Consider the following 17,997-nt stretch of genomic DNA (forward strand, 5'->3'; position numbering starts at 1 on the left):
CGGCCGCCACTTTCTGAAACGACCGGCGCTCCTGTCGCGGCCGCCGGAAGAGCCGGGTGCTTATGGAAGGCCTTGGGATCGGCAGATACCGTGATGCCCCGAGCTGCAGCACCGCCAGTGCGTCCGATATTCAGGCCAAGGACCGTGGCGCCTGGACGAGCATGAAGCTGGAAGGAGCATCCCACCGAGACCTGCCACGCATATAAGGCTGAGCCGTTGCCGGATCTCTGGGGATCTAGGCTGGTATAGATTGAGCTGCCCGTCTCAATCGTTGCATGACTACCTGCCAACTCCCGACCTGCTCTGATCTTCGCCGGCATCCCTTCGGTCTGCACACGCTTGTTCGGTCGACAGCGGGCTAACGGCCGGGCCCATGTTCTCCACCTCTGGGCTCAGCGTCAGCAAGCCTATTGAAGACACTGTCTATAGGATACTGCAAGGCCTGAAGATGCGGCTTGCGAGTTGAATGCCGACGGTTCAGCGGCTCGACACAGGGCAGCACAACTGCAATACAGATGCAGGCGCGAAGGTGTTTCGCCAATTTCGGGCGCTGTTGCATCCAGAAATGCTCCAGGCCGACTCGAGCCGCATCTGGTGCCTGCGAAGTGTGCACAAAGGCACTCGAGGGCTCACCTGTGGGACAAGTGCTTGATCACGGCGCAACCTTCAACGGAGACCACGAGTGGCAAGCCGCTCCAGATCTCACTCCGCTCTCGGGCGGAGACCAAGAAACTGGGCAACAAGCTGCGGCTGAGGCTTGAGCATCGCGTCTCCGGGAATTGTTATACAACCTCGGTCTTGCGCGGCCTGAAGCAGGGGCGTCATCGCCGGGCTGATGATGACCTCGGCGACAGTCGTCGCAGCACTCAGCCCGTCAACGGCGAGTGGGAGGGGGTCTCCCTCGTGCATCCCGAGCGACGTGGCGTTCACCAGGAGATCAATGTCCTCGAGAGCAGCGGGATCGTCAAGGTCGACCGCTTTGCTGTTGCATGCAGGGGCGATGGCCGCGCCTTCGCGCGCAAGTGCTTCAGCCTTCGCGAAAGTTCGATTGGCGATGGAAAGGCTGCTGACACCTGCCTCCGTGAGTGCAAGCGCGATTGCGCGTCCGACGCCGCCTGCCCCTACAACCAAGACTTTTTTTCCAACAGGAGCGAACTCGTGTGCCTTCAGGCCTCGGATGAAGCCTTCCCCGTCAATGTTGTGGCCCACCAATGTGCCGTCTGAGTTTCGCCTCACGAAATTGACAGCCCCCATGCGCTGCGCCGCCTCAGTCACCTCGTCCACGAGTGAATACACAGGGATCTTGTGGGGGATGGTGATCCCCAATCCCGCAACATTGCGCATGCGCCGGATGGCATCAAGACAAAAAGGCACATCCTCCGGCAGTACATGAATAGGAGAAATTGCAGCATCCAAGTTCATCTCCTTGAAGCTGCTGTTGATGAGTGCTGAGCCCCGGATATGTGAGACGGGATCAGCCAACATTAGCAGGATCGCAGTTTTGCCCGTGATGGCCGTCAACATCGTGCTCCTGTAAACGGGATTTCCTTGTAGCCGTCTCGTTCCGACATCCGCCTTGCCGTACAGCGCTCGTGCAAGGACCTTGGAGGGCATCGATAGCCATTTCGTTCCAGCAAGAACCCCGCCTCACTTAAGCCGGGAGCGGAGCTCGGCCGTAGCTGTTGTAGCGCTCGAGTACCCGGGCCATTTCATTGTCAGAAATGATGACGGGCGCTCCGCCCTGACACGCAAGCAGATACTGCCGGGCGAGCGTTTCGAGCTTCACTGTGAGGTCGAAGGCCGCGTTGAGGCTCTGGCCCACGGCAATCATTCCGTGGTTCGCAAGCAGGCAGGCTTTGCGGTTCCTGAGGGCTGTGACGGCGCTCTCTGCGAGCGAATGCGTGCCGAATGTAGCATAGGGCGCACAAGGCACGTCGTTCCCGCCAAAACTCGCGATCATATAATGGAATGCCGGAATCGGCTTGCCCAAGCAGGATAGAGCGACACAGCAGTCCGAATGGGTATGGATCACGGCATTCACATGAGGATGGGCGTTCATGATAGCGAGGTGCATATGCCACTCGCTCGAGGGGATCCCGCCTGAAACTATTGTTCCGTCCGACCTGAGCAGCACGAGCTCGTCGACCGCCATGTTAGCACTATTGCCGCCGGTAGGGGTGATTACGATATGGTCGCCGATGCGGCAGCTGACATTCCCGCTTGTGCCGTGATTAAAGCCTTTCGCTTCAAGGCGCGCCACGATGTCCAGCAGAGACTGCCGCAGTTCAAGCTCGGTCATAAGGGTTCTCCGGATGTAGCATGGCTTCGAGCATTGTCATGAACAGGTCGACGGGGCCCAGTTTTCCGGACTTGAGGCAAAGGGCTACCGGCTCTTCGTCTTCGGTGACTGCTGTGCCAATGCCTGGTCCACCATAAGAACCAACTCTGAGCTTGCGGATGCCGAGGTGTCCGACGATGGAGCCGGAGCTCTCTCCTCCCGCCACGACAAAACGGCGGACGCCCGCGTCGCGCAAGGCGACAGCGATTCCCCCGAGGATCCTTTCGGCCAGTTGGGCAGCGCCCTCTCGGCCGTAGCGATCCTGAGCCAGTTTGACCGCGTCTGGAGAAGCCGACGTTGCGATGGCTACCGGTCCGCTTTCCAACTTTGGCAGCGCCCAGTCGAGTGCCGCGCGAACTGCTGAGTTGGCACCGTCGACGGACAGAAGATCCATGCGCAAAACCGGCCGGGACCTCTCGAATTCTGCAAGCTGTTCAAGCGTTCGCTCAGCGCAGCTGCCTGACAAAACCGCTCCCGGTCCACCTACGGACGGCAGTGGCCTCCGCTTGTCGGCCGCTGGGATCAGCCCCTTTGCCTTCCAGACTCTCGGGTAATGCTGTACAAGCGTAGCATTGCCCGTCATCAGCTTCCAGTCGCTGGTGAGCGCAGCGAGAGCGTCGAGGTCCTCGCCGCAGATCGTATCTGTTATGAAGTAGCGCGCACCGTCCGCCGCTTGGCTTGCCACCTGCTCCCGCAGCCGCTCGAGCCCAGCGCGAATTGCCGAATGGGCCAGCAACCCGACTTTCAACTGCGTCTGCCGCTGCAGAACGCGGACGAGGTCGGGATCCGTCATCGGCGTGAGCGGATCGTTTCGCTTAGGCGACTCGGAAACCAGCTGGGTCCCGAGAAAGAGATGCCCATTGTAGACGGTTCTGAGGAGGCTGGGTGAGCCGGGGCAAAAAGCCGTGTAATCAGCGCCTGTGAGGTCCATCAGCATATCGGATACGGGGCCAATATTGCCTTTGTCCGTAGAATCGAACGTGGCGCAGTATTTGAAGAAAATCTGCCGTGTTCCGAGAGCGAGCAGGGCCCTTGCCGCCTTCTCCATCTTCGTCACGGCTTCGTCCGCCGCTACGACACGCGTTTTCTGCGCTATTACGAGAGCTGGCGTCTCGCCCATGTCGACGACCAACTCCGGGTCGGTTACAAACCCGCAATCGATGCCTAGGGCGATCAGCATCGCTGCTGTCTCCATCCCGCCAGTCAGGTCATCGGCTACCACACCAAAAATTGGCTTTGTCATTGGCCGCAGCGCGCCTCAATATCACGTGTAGCATAGCTGATATATCAAATATCGCAATCTAAATGATTGCGCTCAACACTTGGTTGATCGGAGTTCCGATCAACCGCCCCTTCTCTTTGCAGTATCGGCCCGGCTACATCTCACCCCGTCTACAGTCCCCAGGGAGAGAACGCGATCGCCCTGCGCTCTCATGGATCCTACCGCTGGACGTCTTCAAGATCTGCTCACGAATCAACGGAATGACTCCCGCGCTCGCGACACAAAATAGTCCGATCACGCCAAGCGGATCCGGATATTCATTGAAGATCAAGGCACTGAAAAGCACGGCCCAAACGAGTTGCGAGTAATGCATAGGCGCAATCTGGTTGGCGGTTCCGTAGCGCGTCGCAAGAATGAAGTCCCGCTGTCCTAAGCCGAAGCAAAGACCGGCAAAGGCGAGGACGGCAAGTTCCAGCGCACGTGGTTGCTGCATCCCGCGATAGAGCAGGATCGCACCATTCGTGCAGATGAGATACAGAAACAGCGTTCCAAGAATGCTGCTTCTCTTCGCATGTGCGCCCACCATCCTGAGAACAATCACTGCGGTGCCAGTCGAAAGACCAGCTCCGGCCGCGCTCAAGTGCCCCCACTGAAGATCGCGGAAGCCGGGCTTGACGACGAGAAGAACCCCAGCAAAGCCCAGCACGACGCCCAACCATCGCCAGATGCCGACCTTCTCCTTCAAAACTAACACGGAGAGGATCGTGACGAAAAGCGGCGCGAGGAAGATGAGAGCATAGGCGTCGGTCAACGGAACTGAAGTGAAGGCATAGATCCCGAGAAGACTGGCGGCGACGCCACAGATCGCGCGCCCCTGAACGGCGAACGGCCGCTCCATGCGCCAAAAATCATGCCAGCGTTCATCGGGATGCGGGATCATGACCAGGATCAGCCCCGCAAAGAGATTGAGAAAAAAGCCTATTTCGAAGATCGACAGATGCTCGCCTAAGGCCTTGACCGATGCATCCGCAAACGAAAACGCAGCATAGGCCAGGAGGGCAGGAAGATAGCCGTTCGTCATCTGCAACTCGCTGTGCTAGGACTCTCAGGCGTCACGCTTACCCATCCAGGACCGACGTAGCGGGTCGGAACCGGCTTCTCACCGGGGAACCGTCGAAGCCGCGCCTGATTTTCCAGCCGAGACAGCCGGCTTCTAGATGTCCTGCCGGAAGCAGGCAGGGACGGTATTTAGAATCGGCCAGACCCTCGGGCAGCACCTGCATGATCGACAGGCAGCTGTCGCGGCCGATGAGATCGTTCAGGCGCCTCGCGGGCATACGGCTGCCGTATGCCCGCGAGGCGAAGTCTTTCCTGCTGCATGCTCGCGCAGCGAAAGACACGTCGGCCACGAACTCAGGCTCGGTACTCGGACGCTAGGCGAGCCAAGGCAACGTCGGTTACCTCCAGCGTTTCATCAATATCGCTCTCCGTGTGCGCGAGCGACAGGAACATGTTGTGGCGCGGATGCATATAGACTCCGCGCTTGATCGCTTCAGAGGCAAACCGTGCGCCCTTTGCGAATGACGGATCGTCATCGAACAGGATGAGCGGCATTTGCACCGGACCGGTTTGCCGAAGACGGATCCCATGGCGCATGGCCTGTTCAGCAATGCCGTCCCGCAGTCGCGTGCCGATGCGCTCCATATGGGCGATCCCGTTTGTGGCAAGCAGTTCGTCGATCGTGGCTATCGCCGCGGCCATGGAAACAGCGCCCATCCAGAAGGACCCCGTCACATAGATCCGGCTGGCGGCGTCTCGGAACCGATCGTTGCCCGTTAGCGCAGCCAAAGGGTAGCCGTTCGCTATCGCCTTGCTCCAAGCCGCCAGGTCGGGGCGTATGCCGAGCTTCTCCCAGCTTCCGCCAACAGAAAGCCGAAAACCAGCGCGAACCTCGTCAATGATCAGAGCTGCGCCCACTTCATTGCAAATTTCACGAGCGCGCTGAGCGAACGGGGGATCAGGCAGCATCTGATCCACACTGAGGTCATGCTTGAACGCTGCGACCAGAATTGCAGCAATATCGCCTTTTGCAGCCTCGGCCGCAGCTTCAAGACTCTCGATGTTGTTGAACTCGAAATGGACGAGATGCGCCCGATCTTCGGCGGTGACCCCTACAACCGACGGCGTACACCAGGGGGCCGCGCCGTGGTAGGCCCCTCTGGCGACCAGAATCTTGCGTCGACCGGTACCCGCACGAGCTACGGTGATTGCCGACGTCGTCGCGTCCGTGCCATTTTTCTGAAACATGGCCCAGTCGGCATGGGGGATGTTCGCCACCAACTTCTCAGCCAGTTCGACCATGCGCTCGGTCGGCCCATTGAGGCAGTCGCCCTGCTGGCGCTGGCGCTCGACCGCTTCTTCGACCGCCGGATACTTATGCCCCAGCAAGATCGGACCCCAACTGCACATGAAGTCGATATAGCGACGCCCGTCGACATCCCACAGATGACATCCCTCGCCCTTCGCGAAGAACTGCGGATAGCCGGGCGGCAGGGGGCGGGCGTTGAGATGACCGTACATGCCGCCGGGAACAACCTTTTCGGCGCGTGACCGGAGCTGCTGGTCAAGCGACGTCACAATATTCTGGTTCATAAGATTCGCGTCTCCACTCGAGCAGCACGCTGTTTCCCTTGTCGAGCAAAAGATATTTGATATATCCTATTTCGGCAAGCCGTTACGCATAGACGGTGGAGGCTTTTTATGAGTTCTGTCGTTTCAGCGGGCGCCTATCTCTCGGGAAACTCGCTCCAGCCTTATCCGTGCAACAAACCGGTAAGAGGCTCCGTCAAGCCCATTCGTCACTTGCAACCTACGGACGGGAGACGCCGGCGCCCCGCGCTCAGCCCCGCGGCAGCCGATTTCCCGCCGTCGCAGGTGTCCCACAAAGATCTCGCCGCCGACCGTTACGAGGGTGAGTGGCGTTTCCAGACCGCTTGAAGCACTCGGGTAACGGATACGATCGACAGGCCTGCTTGCCGCTCCAGCCCATCGCTCGATTGAACGGTCAAGGAAGCTGTGCCAGCCTCATGAAAATGGAACGATCATCTTAAGCGGAGGAGGCGGATGATCCGCGACATGGAACCACTGAATGCTCTGGCGCAAATCGCCTGCGAAACGATCAACTCGTGAGAGACGCAATGGCACCAACCCTCGGCATCATCGCAGATGACTACACAGGCGCCCTCATGGTGGCATCCTACCTAGAGGGAGCCGGCATTCCCTGTCCAGTCGTGTTCGATCCATCCGCCGTCGCAGGCGATGCTCCTGTCGTCATTGCAGGCACGCGGACCCGAACGGTGGCAGTTCAGGAGGCTCTGGCCGAACTGGAAACCTTTGTGAATGCTTTTGCACAAGCCGGCTGCACCCGCTTCGCCTACAAGGCGTGCGCGAGCTTCGATTCGACATCCGAGGGCAACATCGGTCCTGCGGCGGACTTCCTGGCGGAGCGAACGGGGGTTCGACCCGTACTGATGGCGGCAGGGTTCCCGCTCTTCAACATCACTGTACACCAAGGCTATCTGTTCTACCGTGGCCGCCTCGTCTCCGAGTCCATCAAACGTCTCGATCCACTAACGCCGATGTCCGATCCCGACCTGGTGCGCTTTCTGTCACTACAGACGAAGGAACGCATCGGTCTCGTCAATCATTCGGTGCTGCGCAAAGGCGCCGCGGCGGTTGCAAAGGCCGTCGATGAGCTGAGCGCCCAGGGTAATGGTCATATCTTCTTCGATGCCAGTGACGATGATGACATCGCGACTGCAGCGAGCTTCGCGGCTACAAGAAATTGTGCAGTCGCCGCCAGCGATCCGTTCCTCATTTCTTACGCGAGACATTTCGTCGCCGACAAGGTGGCAGGCAGAGCGGCTCCACGGCATGCCGGCGGCCCGGCTGCCGTGCTTGCCGGAACTGTCGGCCCTGTCATCCTCGAGCAGCTCGAGACTTTTAGGACAGAGTTCCCTGTACTTTCGCTTGATCTCCTTGACCCGCGCTCAGAGGAAGCGGTGGTCGCGGACGCAGTGCAATGGGCGGAGCCACTCGTAGGAAGGAAGCCGTTCGCCATCTCGACTGCGACCGACGCAACCGGAGTCGAGCGTGCTCAGTCCGCTTTCGGACCCCTCGGTGCGGCACGACGTGCAGAGCGTTTGCTCGGAGGAATCGCGCGCGGACTCCGTGAGCGCGGCATCCGACGCTTCGTGGTTGCCGGGGGTGAGACGTCCGGTTCTGTCGTATCCGCTCTAGAGGTGCGTGCTGTCCGAGCATTCCCGGAGGGGGCGCTCGGCACTGGCTTCTGCGTGACGGAAGAGGCTGACCCGATTTCATTCTACCTGAAGCCGGGCAAGCTTGGCGGAGATGACATTCTACTTCGTGCGCTGGAATTTATGAACTGCTGAGGAAGGGCATGCCTTGTTGATCAGATGTCGAATCCCGAGATCGTTCGGATCAATCTACCCCGCACCCAATCTCCACTTGCCGAACAAGGTAGCTCGGAACCGCCGTTGACTCGTGGTGGTCGGGGCGACGATCACTTCATCGAGCGCTGCTTTGCCAATCCACTCGAGCCGGCTCTGTCGGCCTGCACTCGCTGCAACATGGGGAGAGAACATGACTGAGCAGACACTGCCATTGCAAGGGATCCGCGTTCTCGACTTGACCCGAGTACTGGCTGGTCCGTGGACGACAATGAGCCTGGCCGACCTGGGGGCCGAAGTCTGGAAGATCGAGAGCATCAAGGGAGGAGACGACACTCGCGCGTGGTCTGTTCCGAATTACAAGGGCGTCAGCACCTATTATCTCTGTGCAAATCGGGGCAAGCACAGCATCGCGGTGGACCTGAAGGCGCCCGAGGGCCGCAAGATCGTCCTGGATCTCGCCGCAAAAGCCGACGTACTCGTCGAAAATTTCCGTGCGGGCACAGTCGAGCGGCTGGGGATCGGCTACGAAGATGTCTGCAAGATCAACCCGGCGATCATCTACTGCTCGATCTCGGGCTACGGTCAGTCGGGCCCTGAGCGGGATCGACCCGGCTATGACTTCATCATGCAGGCTGAAAGCGGGCTCATGTCGATCACCGGCCAAGTCGATGGTCCTCCAACCCGGCTGGGTGTCGCGTTCACCGATGTGGTCGCCGGCATGACCGCGACGCAGTCGATTCTCGCCGCGCTCTATCAGCGGCGAGAATCCGGTCTCGGGCAGCATATCGACGTCGCGCTGCTCGACTCGGCGCTGAACATGCTGATAAATATCGGCACGGGGTATCTGAACGCCGGCGTCGAGCCGGTCCGTTATGGAAATGCTCACCCTACAGTCGTACCCTACCAGATATTCGAGACTGCCGACGGCGACTTCGCGCTTGCGGTTGGCAACGATCGCATGTTCATCGATTTCTGCGAGCGCGTGATCGACAGGCCCGAGCTTGCCCGCGACCCGCGCTTCGTCACCTCTCATAAGCGGGCCCTGCATCGCGACGAGTTGCTGCCTCTCTTGGCTCAGATCATTCGCCAGAACACCTGCCAGCATTGGATCGACGCCTGCCAGGCAGCGAGCGTGCCGGCAGGGCGGGTGAAGAGCGTCGCTGAAGCCCTGCAGAGCCCGAGCGTCGTAGAACGCGGTGTCATCGAACGAATCGAGCACTCGACGCTCGGTCCGGTGTCGCTCATCCGTGCCGCACATGGCATCGCCGCCCAGAAAGCACACGCGGCCAAGGCTCCGCCTTTGCTGGGTGAGGACACCCGCGTCGTCTTGCGAGATGTTCTCGGTCTCGACGATCCTCGAATCGACAGCCTCGCGGCCGCCGGTGTCGTCGCCTGCTTCGACGTCGGCGACACGGCAATTGCACGGCAGAACGGAACAGGGGAATCACAGGATTGATATGAGGAACCAAACCGAAATGCGATGAGTGGGGTACTGGGGATAGCCTCTCACCCAAGGGCTCCCGGGGCTGCGCTGGTCAGGGGTGCGCAGCTCTGGCAGCCAGGGATCCAGAGCGTTCATCAGAACCTCTGCCGGTGTGCGGTAGCCCAGACACTTGCGCGGCGTCTCGTTGAGCCGCTCACAGATGTCGATCAGCGTCTCATCCGAGAGTGTTGGCCGCCGGGATGAAGAGACCACGCGGCTTGCGTTGGTAGCGGATCCGCCGCCGGCGCTGAGCCATGGGCAGATCCAGGGACAGCCCGAGATGCTGCCCCTGGGGACCATAGACAAACCGGTAGATGGTCTCATGTGAGACGCGCTCGGGCGCGCCTGATACCTGCAAGCGGCCGGCGATCTGTTCGGGCGACCAAGCTGCCTTAAGACAGTCGATCACATGGATGGCCAGAGCGGGATAGCGTGAGAGCTTGCCCAGGCGCTGACGCCTGGCTCGGGCCTGCATGTCGGCTGCCCCATGGAAGTAGCCTTGGTAGAGTGGCTCGTCATCATGCATCCAATTGCGGGAGATCTTGCGGTAGATGGTCGAAGGATGTCAGTCTAGGCGCTGGGCGATCACAGCCACTGGGATCTGAGCCCAGCGCAGGCGGTAAATCTCGCGGCGCTCCGCCAAGGTCAGATGAGTATAGGGTAGGGTCATGCAGCCTCCGTGCGAATGCGGGCTTTGTACTTGTAACAGCATTTGCAATTCAGATTAGAATTCGCCATAACGCGATAACATTTCGCATAATAAGCCTTTTGACAAGAAGTCTGCTGTTGCTCTGCGGGATGGCGGCACAAACCTATCTGGCATGATATCGGTCTGGCGCGCATCAAAAGCTACGACAAGGATATAGTAGGAACAGGGTCCATAAAATTGCCACGGTTGAACGGCCAAGGTTGCCTCGTGCGGTTTCAGCCTCCTTGAGCCGCATCAGCCCTGGCTGAGGATCCACCCGATTTCCTTGGCTGGGGCTCCAACCGCCCTCAGCCGGAGGTCTGTCACGACCCCACGGTGAGGGCGTTTTGCTGCCTGCCCGGCAGTAAGGCTCCGTTAACCATACCCGCGCGACGATAGATGGCCTGATCAAGACCGGGGGAAATGGCATGAATGTCGTGGTTTTCGCGTCCCGCAAGGGAGGTTCTGGAAAGAGCACCCTTGCCGCGCATCTCGGGAGCTATATGGCCGAAAATGCCCGGCCGACACTCCTGATTGACGCGGATCCGCAGGGATCCCTGACCCTCTGGCACCGGGTTCGGGGCTTACGGGACCTTGGACTTCATGTTGGCACCAAGCATCTCGCGGCTACCTTGGCGAAGGCGCGGCGCGCCGGGGCTGAATGGGTTCTGATCGACACACCGCCGAACGCGGAAGCACCTGTGGCCGAGGCGATCTGGCACGCGGATCTTGTCGTGATCCCCATGCGCCCGGGTCTGTTCGATGTCGATGCTGTTCAGGCCACGATCCAAATGTGCCGTGACCTCAAGAAGCCCTACGCGGTGGTAATCAACGCTGCACCGGCCAAGAACGGCTCGGATGACCTGATGGTTAGGGATGCGCGAGGGGCGATGCAGGCGCTCGACGTTCCCACATGGTCGGGTCAGATCACGCATTCCCCCAAACTGTCGCTTTCCCTGGCTCATGGAGCCGGTGTGAACGAGTTCAGCTCCGGGTCGCCTGCATCGGAGGAGATCGGCAGCCTTTGGCGGGCGCTTACAAGGAGCTTCGAGGCGATAAAGGCGATGACAAGCAATGAGCCTCAATCGGCCTGATCGGCATTGAGAAGGGCTTCACAGGTCCGTGTAGCCCTTCTCCCGCTGGGTTTCAGCCCAGCCTTCAAGCGCCCGAGCAGCTGCGGCCTCATTCGGGTAGAGATCGACCTTCTCCTGGCCCTTGGAGCCGACCGCTCCCCAATTCCGCACCAGTCGGATCGTCCCGAACAGGTCGCGTTCAATCATCAGGCTGAAGAAGCGTGCCCTGCCCTGCTCCAGATCACGTCGATAGAGCACTAGGTGGTGTCGTATGGGTGAACGGGCATCGGGCATCGGGCGGGTCGTCCCTTACTCGCGCTTGCCCTTCTGGAGTGTATTCTCGATCTCGCGCAACATGGCCTGCTCGATCTCGTCGAGGTTAACTTGGACAACTTCGGCACTGGCTTGTGCCTTGGCCCTGGTCACCGCCAACTGCTTGGCCTTGGGCTTGTTGCTGGCCATCCGCGCCTGAACAGGGAAGCGGTTTTCCAGGGTATCGATCAGGCTGTTGAGCGCCGCATCGGACACCGAGATCTCAGGAGCGTCATCAAGCCCTCGAAGCGCGATGGACTGGTGGGTGTAGCGCCGCTCTTCCGTCACCTCCGGCCCGAACCATTCCAGCGGGCGAAAGGCGCTCGCCTCCCCTTCAGATGCGAATTCTACAGTGACCAGATGCAGGACACGAGGACGGATAGTCTCGTCGACGAAGGCGTGCGCCTCGCTGATCGGCACGGTGGTCCGGGTGTAGTCGATCTCGCCGGCGCAGACATCGAGCAGCGCGTGAGCATGGGCGACCGGGATTTCGGTCTGGTCCTCGACCTCGCCGTCAAGGCCAGGTGTCTTGAGGATCAGCAGGCCTTTCCCTTCTTTGAGGCGAACCCAGGAGGAGCGATCCCGCTGCTCGGGGAAGAAGCCCTCGACGTGGCGCAGCCCACCCCGCTCGCGCTGGATCAGGCGGGCGAAGGAAGGGGCGAGCAGAAAGCGGCGACGAGCAGTCATAAAAACCCAGAGGATCTAAGGAATTGAGGACGCCTGCCTTTGGTACAGGGCGGAGGAAGGCGATGGCAACCCTGAACCTCGGAATATGATTTCCGCTCAGCCTTGCCCGAGACCTCTCCTTACGGATCTCTTTCTACAGTCACATAAGCTTGATTTTGGAGAAACAGTCGATCAACGTAGGCGTGTCGGTGCAGTCTGGCAGGATGCAACGACGTGTTGGTAGTCTGGGGGCCACATCCTGAGTACGCGCTCCCCACCCATGAGAGCATGGCTCACACAAATGACAACGCCCTGACAGAGTTAGCCGTGCGGCGTTCGCTGTCAGGGCGCTTCTGTGATGCCGGTTGCAACACCACCCTATCACAATGCGCCATGATCGCTGGAGATGCAACTGAACGCTGTGCACAAACACGATGCACGCTGGCGAGAGGCTGAGCACCAGACCTCTCACCAGGGCACGTGCGATGTATTCCGGCATCGCATAATCCATGTAGATGCCGGCACGAGAAATCGAACTGTGGCGACGCACACCATCAGTTCGACGCGAGGTGACCTAACAGAATTGCAACCGGAATGTTAATCCCTCGGGCTGCGGTAATGCCGATGTCTCGCAGGATGTGAGGACTCACCTCCGCGTCGCAGAGCTTCTACAAACTCAGATATCAGAACAGTGTGCGGCGATCGAAGATGGATCAACTGTTGTTGTTGAAGATGCGGACGCTACCGGATGGCTCCTGGAGAATCGTTCTGCCCTTGGGCCAGTATTGTCGAACACTGACACGCGGAAGGATCTGTCACTGTGTCGTGACCGCCTTCGAGGCCCGCTTGACCATCTCCACTAAGTCCGTGAGGGGGTAAGGCTTAGCGAGGAAAGGAACTCCCACTGACGCGCACATACCGTGGTAGATCCGGGAACGGCCTGAGGTAAAGACAATCGACAGGAGTGATTGGCAAGACAAAACGGCCTGTGCGAGTTCAAAGCCGTCTTGCCCGCCTAGATTGTTGTCGGTGAACAAAACATCCACGGACATGTCCCTCAGAATGATCTCGGCCTCCTCGGCGCTGGCCGCAGTGAACACCTCGTAACCCGCATCTGTTAGAGCTTCGGCCGCGATTTCTCCGATGATCAACTCGTCTTCCACGACGAGAACACGCTGGCGCAGGGATTTCGGGGCTGATTTCTTCGCCTGATTGGGACGAGCCAACGGGGACAGAATAGGTCTCATCTACGCAACCTTATTGAACACAACTGCGTGGTTAACGGCCAATTGTGGCGAGCGTTCAAGACACGACTTGGCAAGAGTTGGTTATGGTCACCAGATAGTTAATGTCTTATTCGGTATTCTTGAGCAGTGAGGCACCAGCCGACAGATCATCGGCTGACTGACTACGATCAAAATGCTTTACAGGTTGCGGGAACTACGTATCCCTTTTTCCTCTCGGACTGGTAGTGTTTATCAAGTTCGAAGAACGACACAATCTGACCCGGGGCGCTCGATCAATCATGTCAGGCCTGCCGTCCTTTTCCTTCGACGGATCTACAGCCTCATCCACTGAGGAGGCATTCTGGTCATGGCGCAGCATAGCCTCTCCTCTGTTCGATGTGGCGTTGCCAGATCTTAGAGCAATCGATACTTTCGAAGTTGAAGTCGACAGCTACCATCTCGGGCCTCTCGTCCTTGGGAGTGTGTCGGCGAACGCTCAGCAGTTTCGTCGTTCGCCACTCACCGTCGCCCGCAGCGGCGTCGATCATTACCTCGTCCAGCTTTACTTACAGGGCGGCTATGCCGGCGAGGTCGAAGGCCGGCCGATACAGGTCAGGCCGGGCGATGTCAGCATTCTTGACCTCTCCCAGACATTGCAAACGCAGGCCGACAACTTCCATAATTTAAACTTCATCGTTCCTCGGGCCGTATTAGAGCCGCTTCTAAAGCATCCCGACGAACTGCATGGGATTGTGCACTCAGGCCAGACAGGACTCGGCCATGTGCTCGCCACCTACATGCAGACGATCCATAAAACGGTTGGTTCGTTGACTGCGGAGGATGGTGCAGCCATCTCCGAGGCGACAGCGAGCCTGATCGCCGGCTGTTTCGGCCCTTCGGCGGATACACAGGAGATAGCCGCGGCGGCCAGGAGGGGCGCCCTGCTCCTGACCATCAAGCGCTACATCGACGTCAGCCTGGCCGATCCAGGTCTGACCGTCGATCGCATCACCCGTGAGTTCCACGTGTCACGGGCAACCCTTGTGCGCATGTTCGAGCCGCTCGGCGGGTTGAGCGGGTATATCCGCGAGCGTCGGATGTTCCGCTGCTTTGCCGAGATCACCTCCCCCAGTCACGCCCACCGCACTATCTCGGATATTGCCTACTCGTGGGGCTTCGGCAATGAGGCCGCCTTCAGCCGTGGTTTCCGGCGGGTATTTGACATGTCGCCCCGGGATGCTCGCTCTGAGGGAACACTGGCTCAGATTGCCGTTCAACGCGGTCGGTCTGGCTCAAATGGCCCAGTCGTAGCGCAGTGGATTCGCGATCTTCGGGTGTGATTAACCCTACGACCTTTGTTCCTCCGCTTGAGGCAAATGGCACAGAATTTGCGCCGTCCGGCAAAGTAGGCGGGTTTCCCTAACGTTATGATAGGTTGGAATAAGCACTGCAGGGGCAACTATTATGACCGACAACCTGATTTGCCTATGTGGGAAGCGGAAGCGCCGGCCCGATGCAAAGCCGAACGGGGGTGCATGCTTTCCAGTCCTATCCCAAGAGGAGGCAGATGTGCTTTGCCTCCTCGCGAACGGCAAAGGGAGCAGCGGCATCGCACACGAGTTGTCGTTAAGCGAAGCTACCATCAAGGAGCATGTCAAGTCTCTGTTCTACAAGGCGCGGGCCAGAAGCAAACCGCATCTAGCATTAACCCCCGCGGAACAAGTACGCTTCCTCGAAACTACAGTGGCTTTGTGACCACATTCCAGAGCAATCAGGATGCTCCAGTCAAAGCATCAGATAAGCTCTAAGAGGCAGGGCTGAAGATTATTTGCAAGTTGCTCGAGTAGGACATTCTAACTTTGCAGCTACAACATCAGGACTGGTAGCAAAGATTTTGACAAGAACTCGGTAACGGATGCCGTGGCAGTGTCCTCCCACAGGAGGATTTCATGCGCACCAATCAGAGGCTTGCCCAGCTCTGGCTCGATGCCCTGGCCACAGAACTCGGGGCCTCGGCCGGTACCATCGACACCTACACCGACGATCTCAACTGCTACCTTGTTTGGCTGGATGAGAACAGCCTCGGCTTGGACGAGGTCGGCCTGGAGCAGATCCGCGACTACATCGCCACTCTTGATCAGCGCGGCTATGCCGGATCCACCATTGCCCGACGCATCACAGTGGTCCGCGGCCTGCACAAGTTCCTGATCGCCGAGGAACTCGGCTCGCGCGATCCCACCTCCCATCTCTCGGCCATGAAGCGGTCCCGCAAGCTGCCCTTCGTCCTCTCGATCGCCGAGACCGAAGCACTCCTAGAGACCGCACATCGGCTTGCGGCCGACCCGTCGGTCGGGCTGTACCGGCAGGCCGGCTATGCGCGACGGGCTGCTCTGTTCGAGACCCTCTATGCCTCCGGGATGCGCATCAGCGAAGCCCTGTCCCTGCCCTCCAATGCGGCTCCCCCGGGTACCCGCATGCTCTTGGTGCGCGGCAAGGGCGACAAGCAACGACTGGTGCCACTACACGAGCGGGCGATCGAGGCCATCGCCCTGTGGCAAAGGCTGGGCAGCGCCTACTCCGGCGGCAAGCCGAGCCCCTGGCTGTTTCACGCGGTGCGTAACGGAGCGAAGGCTCTGACGCGACAGGCGGCTCTCCTCGAGATCAAGGAAGCGGCTGTGGCGGCCGGGCTGGCCAGCCCTGAGCGGGTGTCGCCGCACGTGCTGCGGCATGCCTTTGCCACCCACATGCACTCAGGTGGCACTGACCTGCGCGTGCTGCAGGAGCTCCTCGGCCATGCCGGCATCGAGACCACCCAGATCTACACCCATCTCGACACCTCCCGCCTTCACCAGATGGTCCGCGACCTTCACCCGCTGAATGAGGATGAACGGGAGGAGCGCACGACAGCCGCTTGAGCCATATGGGCAAGGGGCTAAGAGGCCGCGCTTGATCCGAAGTCCTGCGGCGATACACTGAGCTTGAAGCGCTTCTCCTGCCACTCAACCAGGATCGAAGGATCATGCTCGGCAACCACTCCCTCTCCGGGCTGATGAAATGGCTTACACACGAGGAATGGCGCGAGCCATTTTCGGAAGTTCTGGATCTGCACCTTGGTCCAGCGTGCGAAGACTATGAGATGGACTTCGAAGACATCGCCGAGGTGATCGGCGATTACACCGCCATGACCCTGTGGAGCTGCGCCTTTGAGGATTTCCTGACTCAGTCCCTCGAACCGGACGGGCGCAACATCGTCGAGGACTATCTCAAGCGCCGCGGCTGGAAGGAGAGCGCCGGCAACCGGCGCTACATGGAGGCCCTGCGAAACTCCTGCATGAGCCTGTACGAGGTCAGCGAGATCGTGCCTGGCCAGTCCTTCCTGGCACGGGATCTCTTACGCGGCGGTGAGCCGATCCGGGTCAGCGAGCACTCCGCCACCAAGAAACTCAAGGTCTGGGACAAGATCGGTGCCCGGATCGTTGAGGTCTCAGGCAAGAACATCTTGGCCGGTGGCCTCCTGCCCTTCCGTCCGAGCGCCGCCACTCTGCTCATGGACGAGCTCAAGGCGGCCAAGCAGCAGGCCCGGCGTGAGTTCCGCAAGCTGACCAAAGAGGCGCAGCTGCCTAAAGCGGCCCGGGAGGATGGCCAGATCGCCGACCTGCTGTTCATGGCGACAGTCGCGCCGACTTCAGCAACATCTGGCTGGAGGATGCCTTGGCCTCAGCGCTCGATCAGAGCCTACCGACCATTCTCAACGGCGATGGCGACGAGGTAGTCTTCTGCCGGGTCCGCTTTCCCTTGCGCTCAGAAGGCGCCGCTGAAATCCGGGAGCGCTTGCGCACCATTCCGGCTTTCCAGGAGGAGAATGGGGGCTTCTGGAACTGGATCGAGCGGCAGCCTGCCCAACGGAAGTCCTCTGGCAAGCCGGCGAGCCGGTCCGCCTCAAAGGAAGGTCGGTCGGTGCGGGTGACGCTCGACACAGGCGAGACAATCCTGGGCAACATTGAGCTGACCGATAAGGCATTGGTGCTGGAGGCGAACTCCCGTGAAAGGGCCGAGCGTGGGATGGCCATCCTGGCTGACTTGGCCGGGGCGCTGGTCGGGCCGGTTCTGACCGAGATCGAAACGCTCGAACAGGCCATGGCTAGGCGAGATGGGGACGTTCATCAGGACAAGGCCAGTGACCTTCCCGCCGAACTGCAAGCCGAACTGGTCCATGAGGCTCTGACCGCCCACTATCGCAAGGCCCTGGACGAACCGATCCCGGCGCTTGGGGACCTGAGCCCACGGGCCGCCGCAAAAACCGCCGTGGGCCGGCGCAAGGTCGTAGACTGGTTGAAGCACATCGAAAACCAGTCGAAGAGCGGGAGACAGCCCGACGATCCGATGGTCAGCTACGACTTCGCCTGGCTCTGGCGTGATCTGGGCCTGGAGAAGCTCAGGCGATAGCTCTGCAACGACAGCATCGGTTCCGCCCGAGCGGGAGTGTGTGTTAGAATTGCGCTCCGGAGAGCTGATCC

General features: G+C 59.9%; 18 protein-coding genes and 1 pseudogene. 8 read left to right on the top strand and 11 right to left on the bottom strand.

What is annotated here, in order from left to right:
* Positions 1-702: 702 nt before the first annotated feature.
* The 6 genes and pseudogenes from FHR70_RS21570 to FHR70_RS21595 all read right to left on the bottom strand — a co-directional run bounded on the left by FHR70_RS21570 (position 703) and on the right by FHR70_RS21595 (position 6,212).
* Positions 703-1,524 carry a shikimate dehydrogenase family protein gene (locus FHR70_RS21570; RefSeq protein WP_183454102.1) on the bottom strand — a complete coding sequence of 274 codons (822 nt, stop codon included), beginning with the start codon at positions 1,522-1,524 and terminating at the stop codon, positions 703-705.
* Between the two features lie 127 nt (positions 1,525-1,651).
* Positions 1,652-2,299 (bottom strand): class II aldolase/adducin family protein, encoded by a 648-nt coding sequence (locus tag FHR70_RS21575; RefSeq protein WP_183454104.1) that lies wholly within the window; start codon positions 2,297-2,299, stop codon positions 1,652-1,654.
* Positions 2,286-3,581, bottom strand: a complete 1,296-nt coding sequence (gene otnK, locus FHR70_RS21580) for a 3-oxo-tetronate kinase (RefSeq protein WP_210277740.1) — start codon at positions 3,579-3,581, stop codon at positions 2,286-2,288. Before otnK ends, FHR70_RS21575 begins: the two co-directional genes overlap by 14 nt.
* Positions 3,582-3,714: 133 nt before the next feature.
* On the bottom strand, positions 3,715-4,641 hold the full coding sequence (locus FHR70_RS21585) for a DMT family transporter (protein WP_183454106.1): 927 nt from the start codon (positions 4,639-4,641) through the stop codon (positions 3,715-3,717).
* Between the two features lie 59 nt (positions 4,642-4,700).
* A pseudogene (locus FHR70_RS21590) lies at positions 4,701-4,885 on the bottom strand (3-hydroxyacyl-CoA dehydrogenase family protein); the annotation flags it as partial.
* An 88-nt stretch (positions 4,886-4,973) separates the two neighbouring features.
* Positions 4,974-6,212 carry an aspartate aminotransferase family protein gene (locus tag FHR70_RS21595; protein ID WP_183454110.1) on the bottom strand — a complete coding sequence of 413 codons (1,239 nt, stop codon included), beginning with the start codon at positions 6,210-6,212 and terminating at the stop codon, positions 4,974-4,976.
* A gap of 545 nt (positions 6,213-6,757) precedes the next feature.
* Between FHR70_RS21595 and FHR70_RS21600 the strand changes: the two genes are divergently transcribed.
* Both FHR70_RS21600 and FHR70_RS21605 read left to right on the top strand, forming a co-directional pair.
* Positions 6,758-8,011: a four-carbon acid sugar kinase family protein gene (locus tag FHR70_RS21600; protein WP_183454113.1), complete on the top strand. Its 1,254-nt coding sequence runs from the start codon at positions 6,758-6,760 to the stop codon at positions 8,009-8,011.
* A gap of 211 nt (positions 8,012-8,222) precedes the next feature.
* A complete protein-coding gene (locus FHR70_RS21605) occupies positions 8,223-9,488 on the top strand; it encodes a CaiB/BaiF CoA transferase family protein (RefSeq protein WP_183454115.1) in 1,266 nt (421 codons plus the stop codon).
* Positions 9,489-9,690: 202 nt separating this feature from the next.
* On the opposite strand, the gene FHR70_RS21610 is transcribed toward FHR70_RS21605, so the two are convergent.
* A complete protein-coding gene (locus FHR70_RS21610; protein ID WP_183454117.1) occupies positions 9,691-10,041 on the bottom strand; it encodes a helix-turn-helix domain-containing protein in 351 nt (116 codons plus the stop codon).
* Positions 10,042-10,080: 39 nt separating this feature from the next.
* Positions 10,081-10,185, bottom strand: coding sequence for a helix-turn-helix domain-containing protein (locus tag FHR70_RS21615; protein ID WP_183454119.1), 105 nt, complete (start codon positions 10,183-10,185; stop codon positions 10,081-10,083).
* 446 nt (positions 10,186-10,631) lie between these two features.
* Here FHR70_RS21615 and FHR70_RS21620 point away from each other — a divergent pair, with 446 nt between their 5' ends.
* A complete protein-coding gene (locus FHR70_RS21620) occupies positions 10,632-11,297 on the top strand; it encodes a ParA family protein (RefSeq protein ID WP_183454121.1) in 666 nt (221 codons plus the stop codon).
* A gap of 18 nt (positions 11,298-11,315) precedes the next feature.
* On the opposite strand, the gene FHR70_RS21625 is transcribed toward FHR70_RS21620, so the two are convergent.
* The 3 genes from FHR70_RS21625 to FHR70_RS21635 all read right to left on the bottom strand — a co-directional run bounded on the left by FHR70_RS21625 (position 11,316) and on the right by FHR70_RS21635 (position 13,501).
* Positions 11,316-11,534, bottom strand: a complete 219-nt coding sequence (locus FHR70_RS21625) for a WGR domain-containing protein (RefSeq protein WP_343058863.1) — start codon at positions 11,532-11,534, stop codon at positions 11,316-11,318.
* A 51-nt stretch (positions 11,535-11,585) separates the two neighbouring features.
* Entirely contained in the window at positions 11,586-12,275 is a 690-nt protein-coding gene (locus FHR70_RS21630; protein WP_183454125.1) for a CYTH domain-containing protein, read from the bottom strand.
* 794 nt (positions 12,276-13,069) lie between these two features.
* Positions 13,070-13,501 (bottom strand): response regulator, encoded by a 432-nt coding sequence (locus tag FHR70_RS21635; RefSeq protein WP_183454126.1) that lies wholly within the window; start codon positions 13,499-13,501, stop codon positions 13,070-13,072.
* A gap of 224 nt (positions 13,502-13,725) precedes the next feature.
* On the opposite strand from FHR70_RS21635, the gene FHR70_RS21640 reads away from it, so the two are divergent.
* From FHR70_RS21640 to FHR70_RS24215, 5 genes are all read left to right on the top strand, one after another.
* Complete coding sequence (locus FHR70_RS21640) at positions 13,726-14,820, top strand: AraC-like ligand-binding domain-containing protein (protein WP_183454127.1); 1,095 nt, start codon at positions 13,726-13,728, stop codon at positions 14,818-14,820.
* A gap of 124 nt (positions 14,821-14,944) precedes the next feature.
* Complete coding sequence (locus FHR70_RS24620; protein ID WP_183454128.1) at positions 14,945-15,235, top strand: LuxR C-terminal-related transcriptional regulator; 291 nt, start codon at positions 14,945-14,947, stop codon at positions 15,233-15,235.
* Between the two features lie 194 nt (positions 15,236-15,429).
* Positions 15,430-16,395: a tyrosine recombinase gene (locus tag FHR70_RS21650; protein WP_183454129.1), complete on the top strand. Its 966-nt coding sequence runs from the start codon at positions 15,430-15,432 to the stop codon at positions 16,393-16,395.
* A gap of 221 nt (positions 16,396-16,616) precedes the next feature.
* Positions 16,617-17,252, top strand: coding sequence for a DUF7986 domain-containing protein (locus FHR70_RS24210; protein ID WP_246408407.1), 636 nt, complete (start codon positions 16,617-16,619; stop codon positions 17,250-17,252).
* A complete protein-coding gene (locus FHR70_RS24215; protein WP_246408409.1) occupies positions 17,192-17,926 on the top strand; it encodes a hypothetical protein in 735 nt (244 codons plus the stop codon). The genes FHR70_RS24210 and FHR70_RS24215 overlap by 61 nt, the downstream gene beginning before the upstream one ends.
* Positions 17,927-17,997: the final 71 nt, after the last annotated feature.

Source organism: Microvirga lupini (genome assembly GCF_014191055.1).
GTDB lineage: Bacteria > Pseudomonadota > Alphaproteobacteria > Rhizobiales > Beijerinckiaceae > Microvirga > Microvirga lupini_A.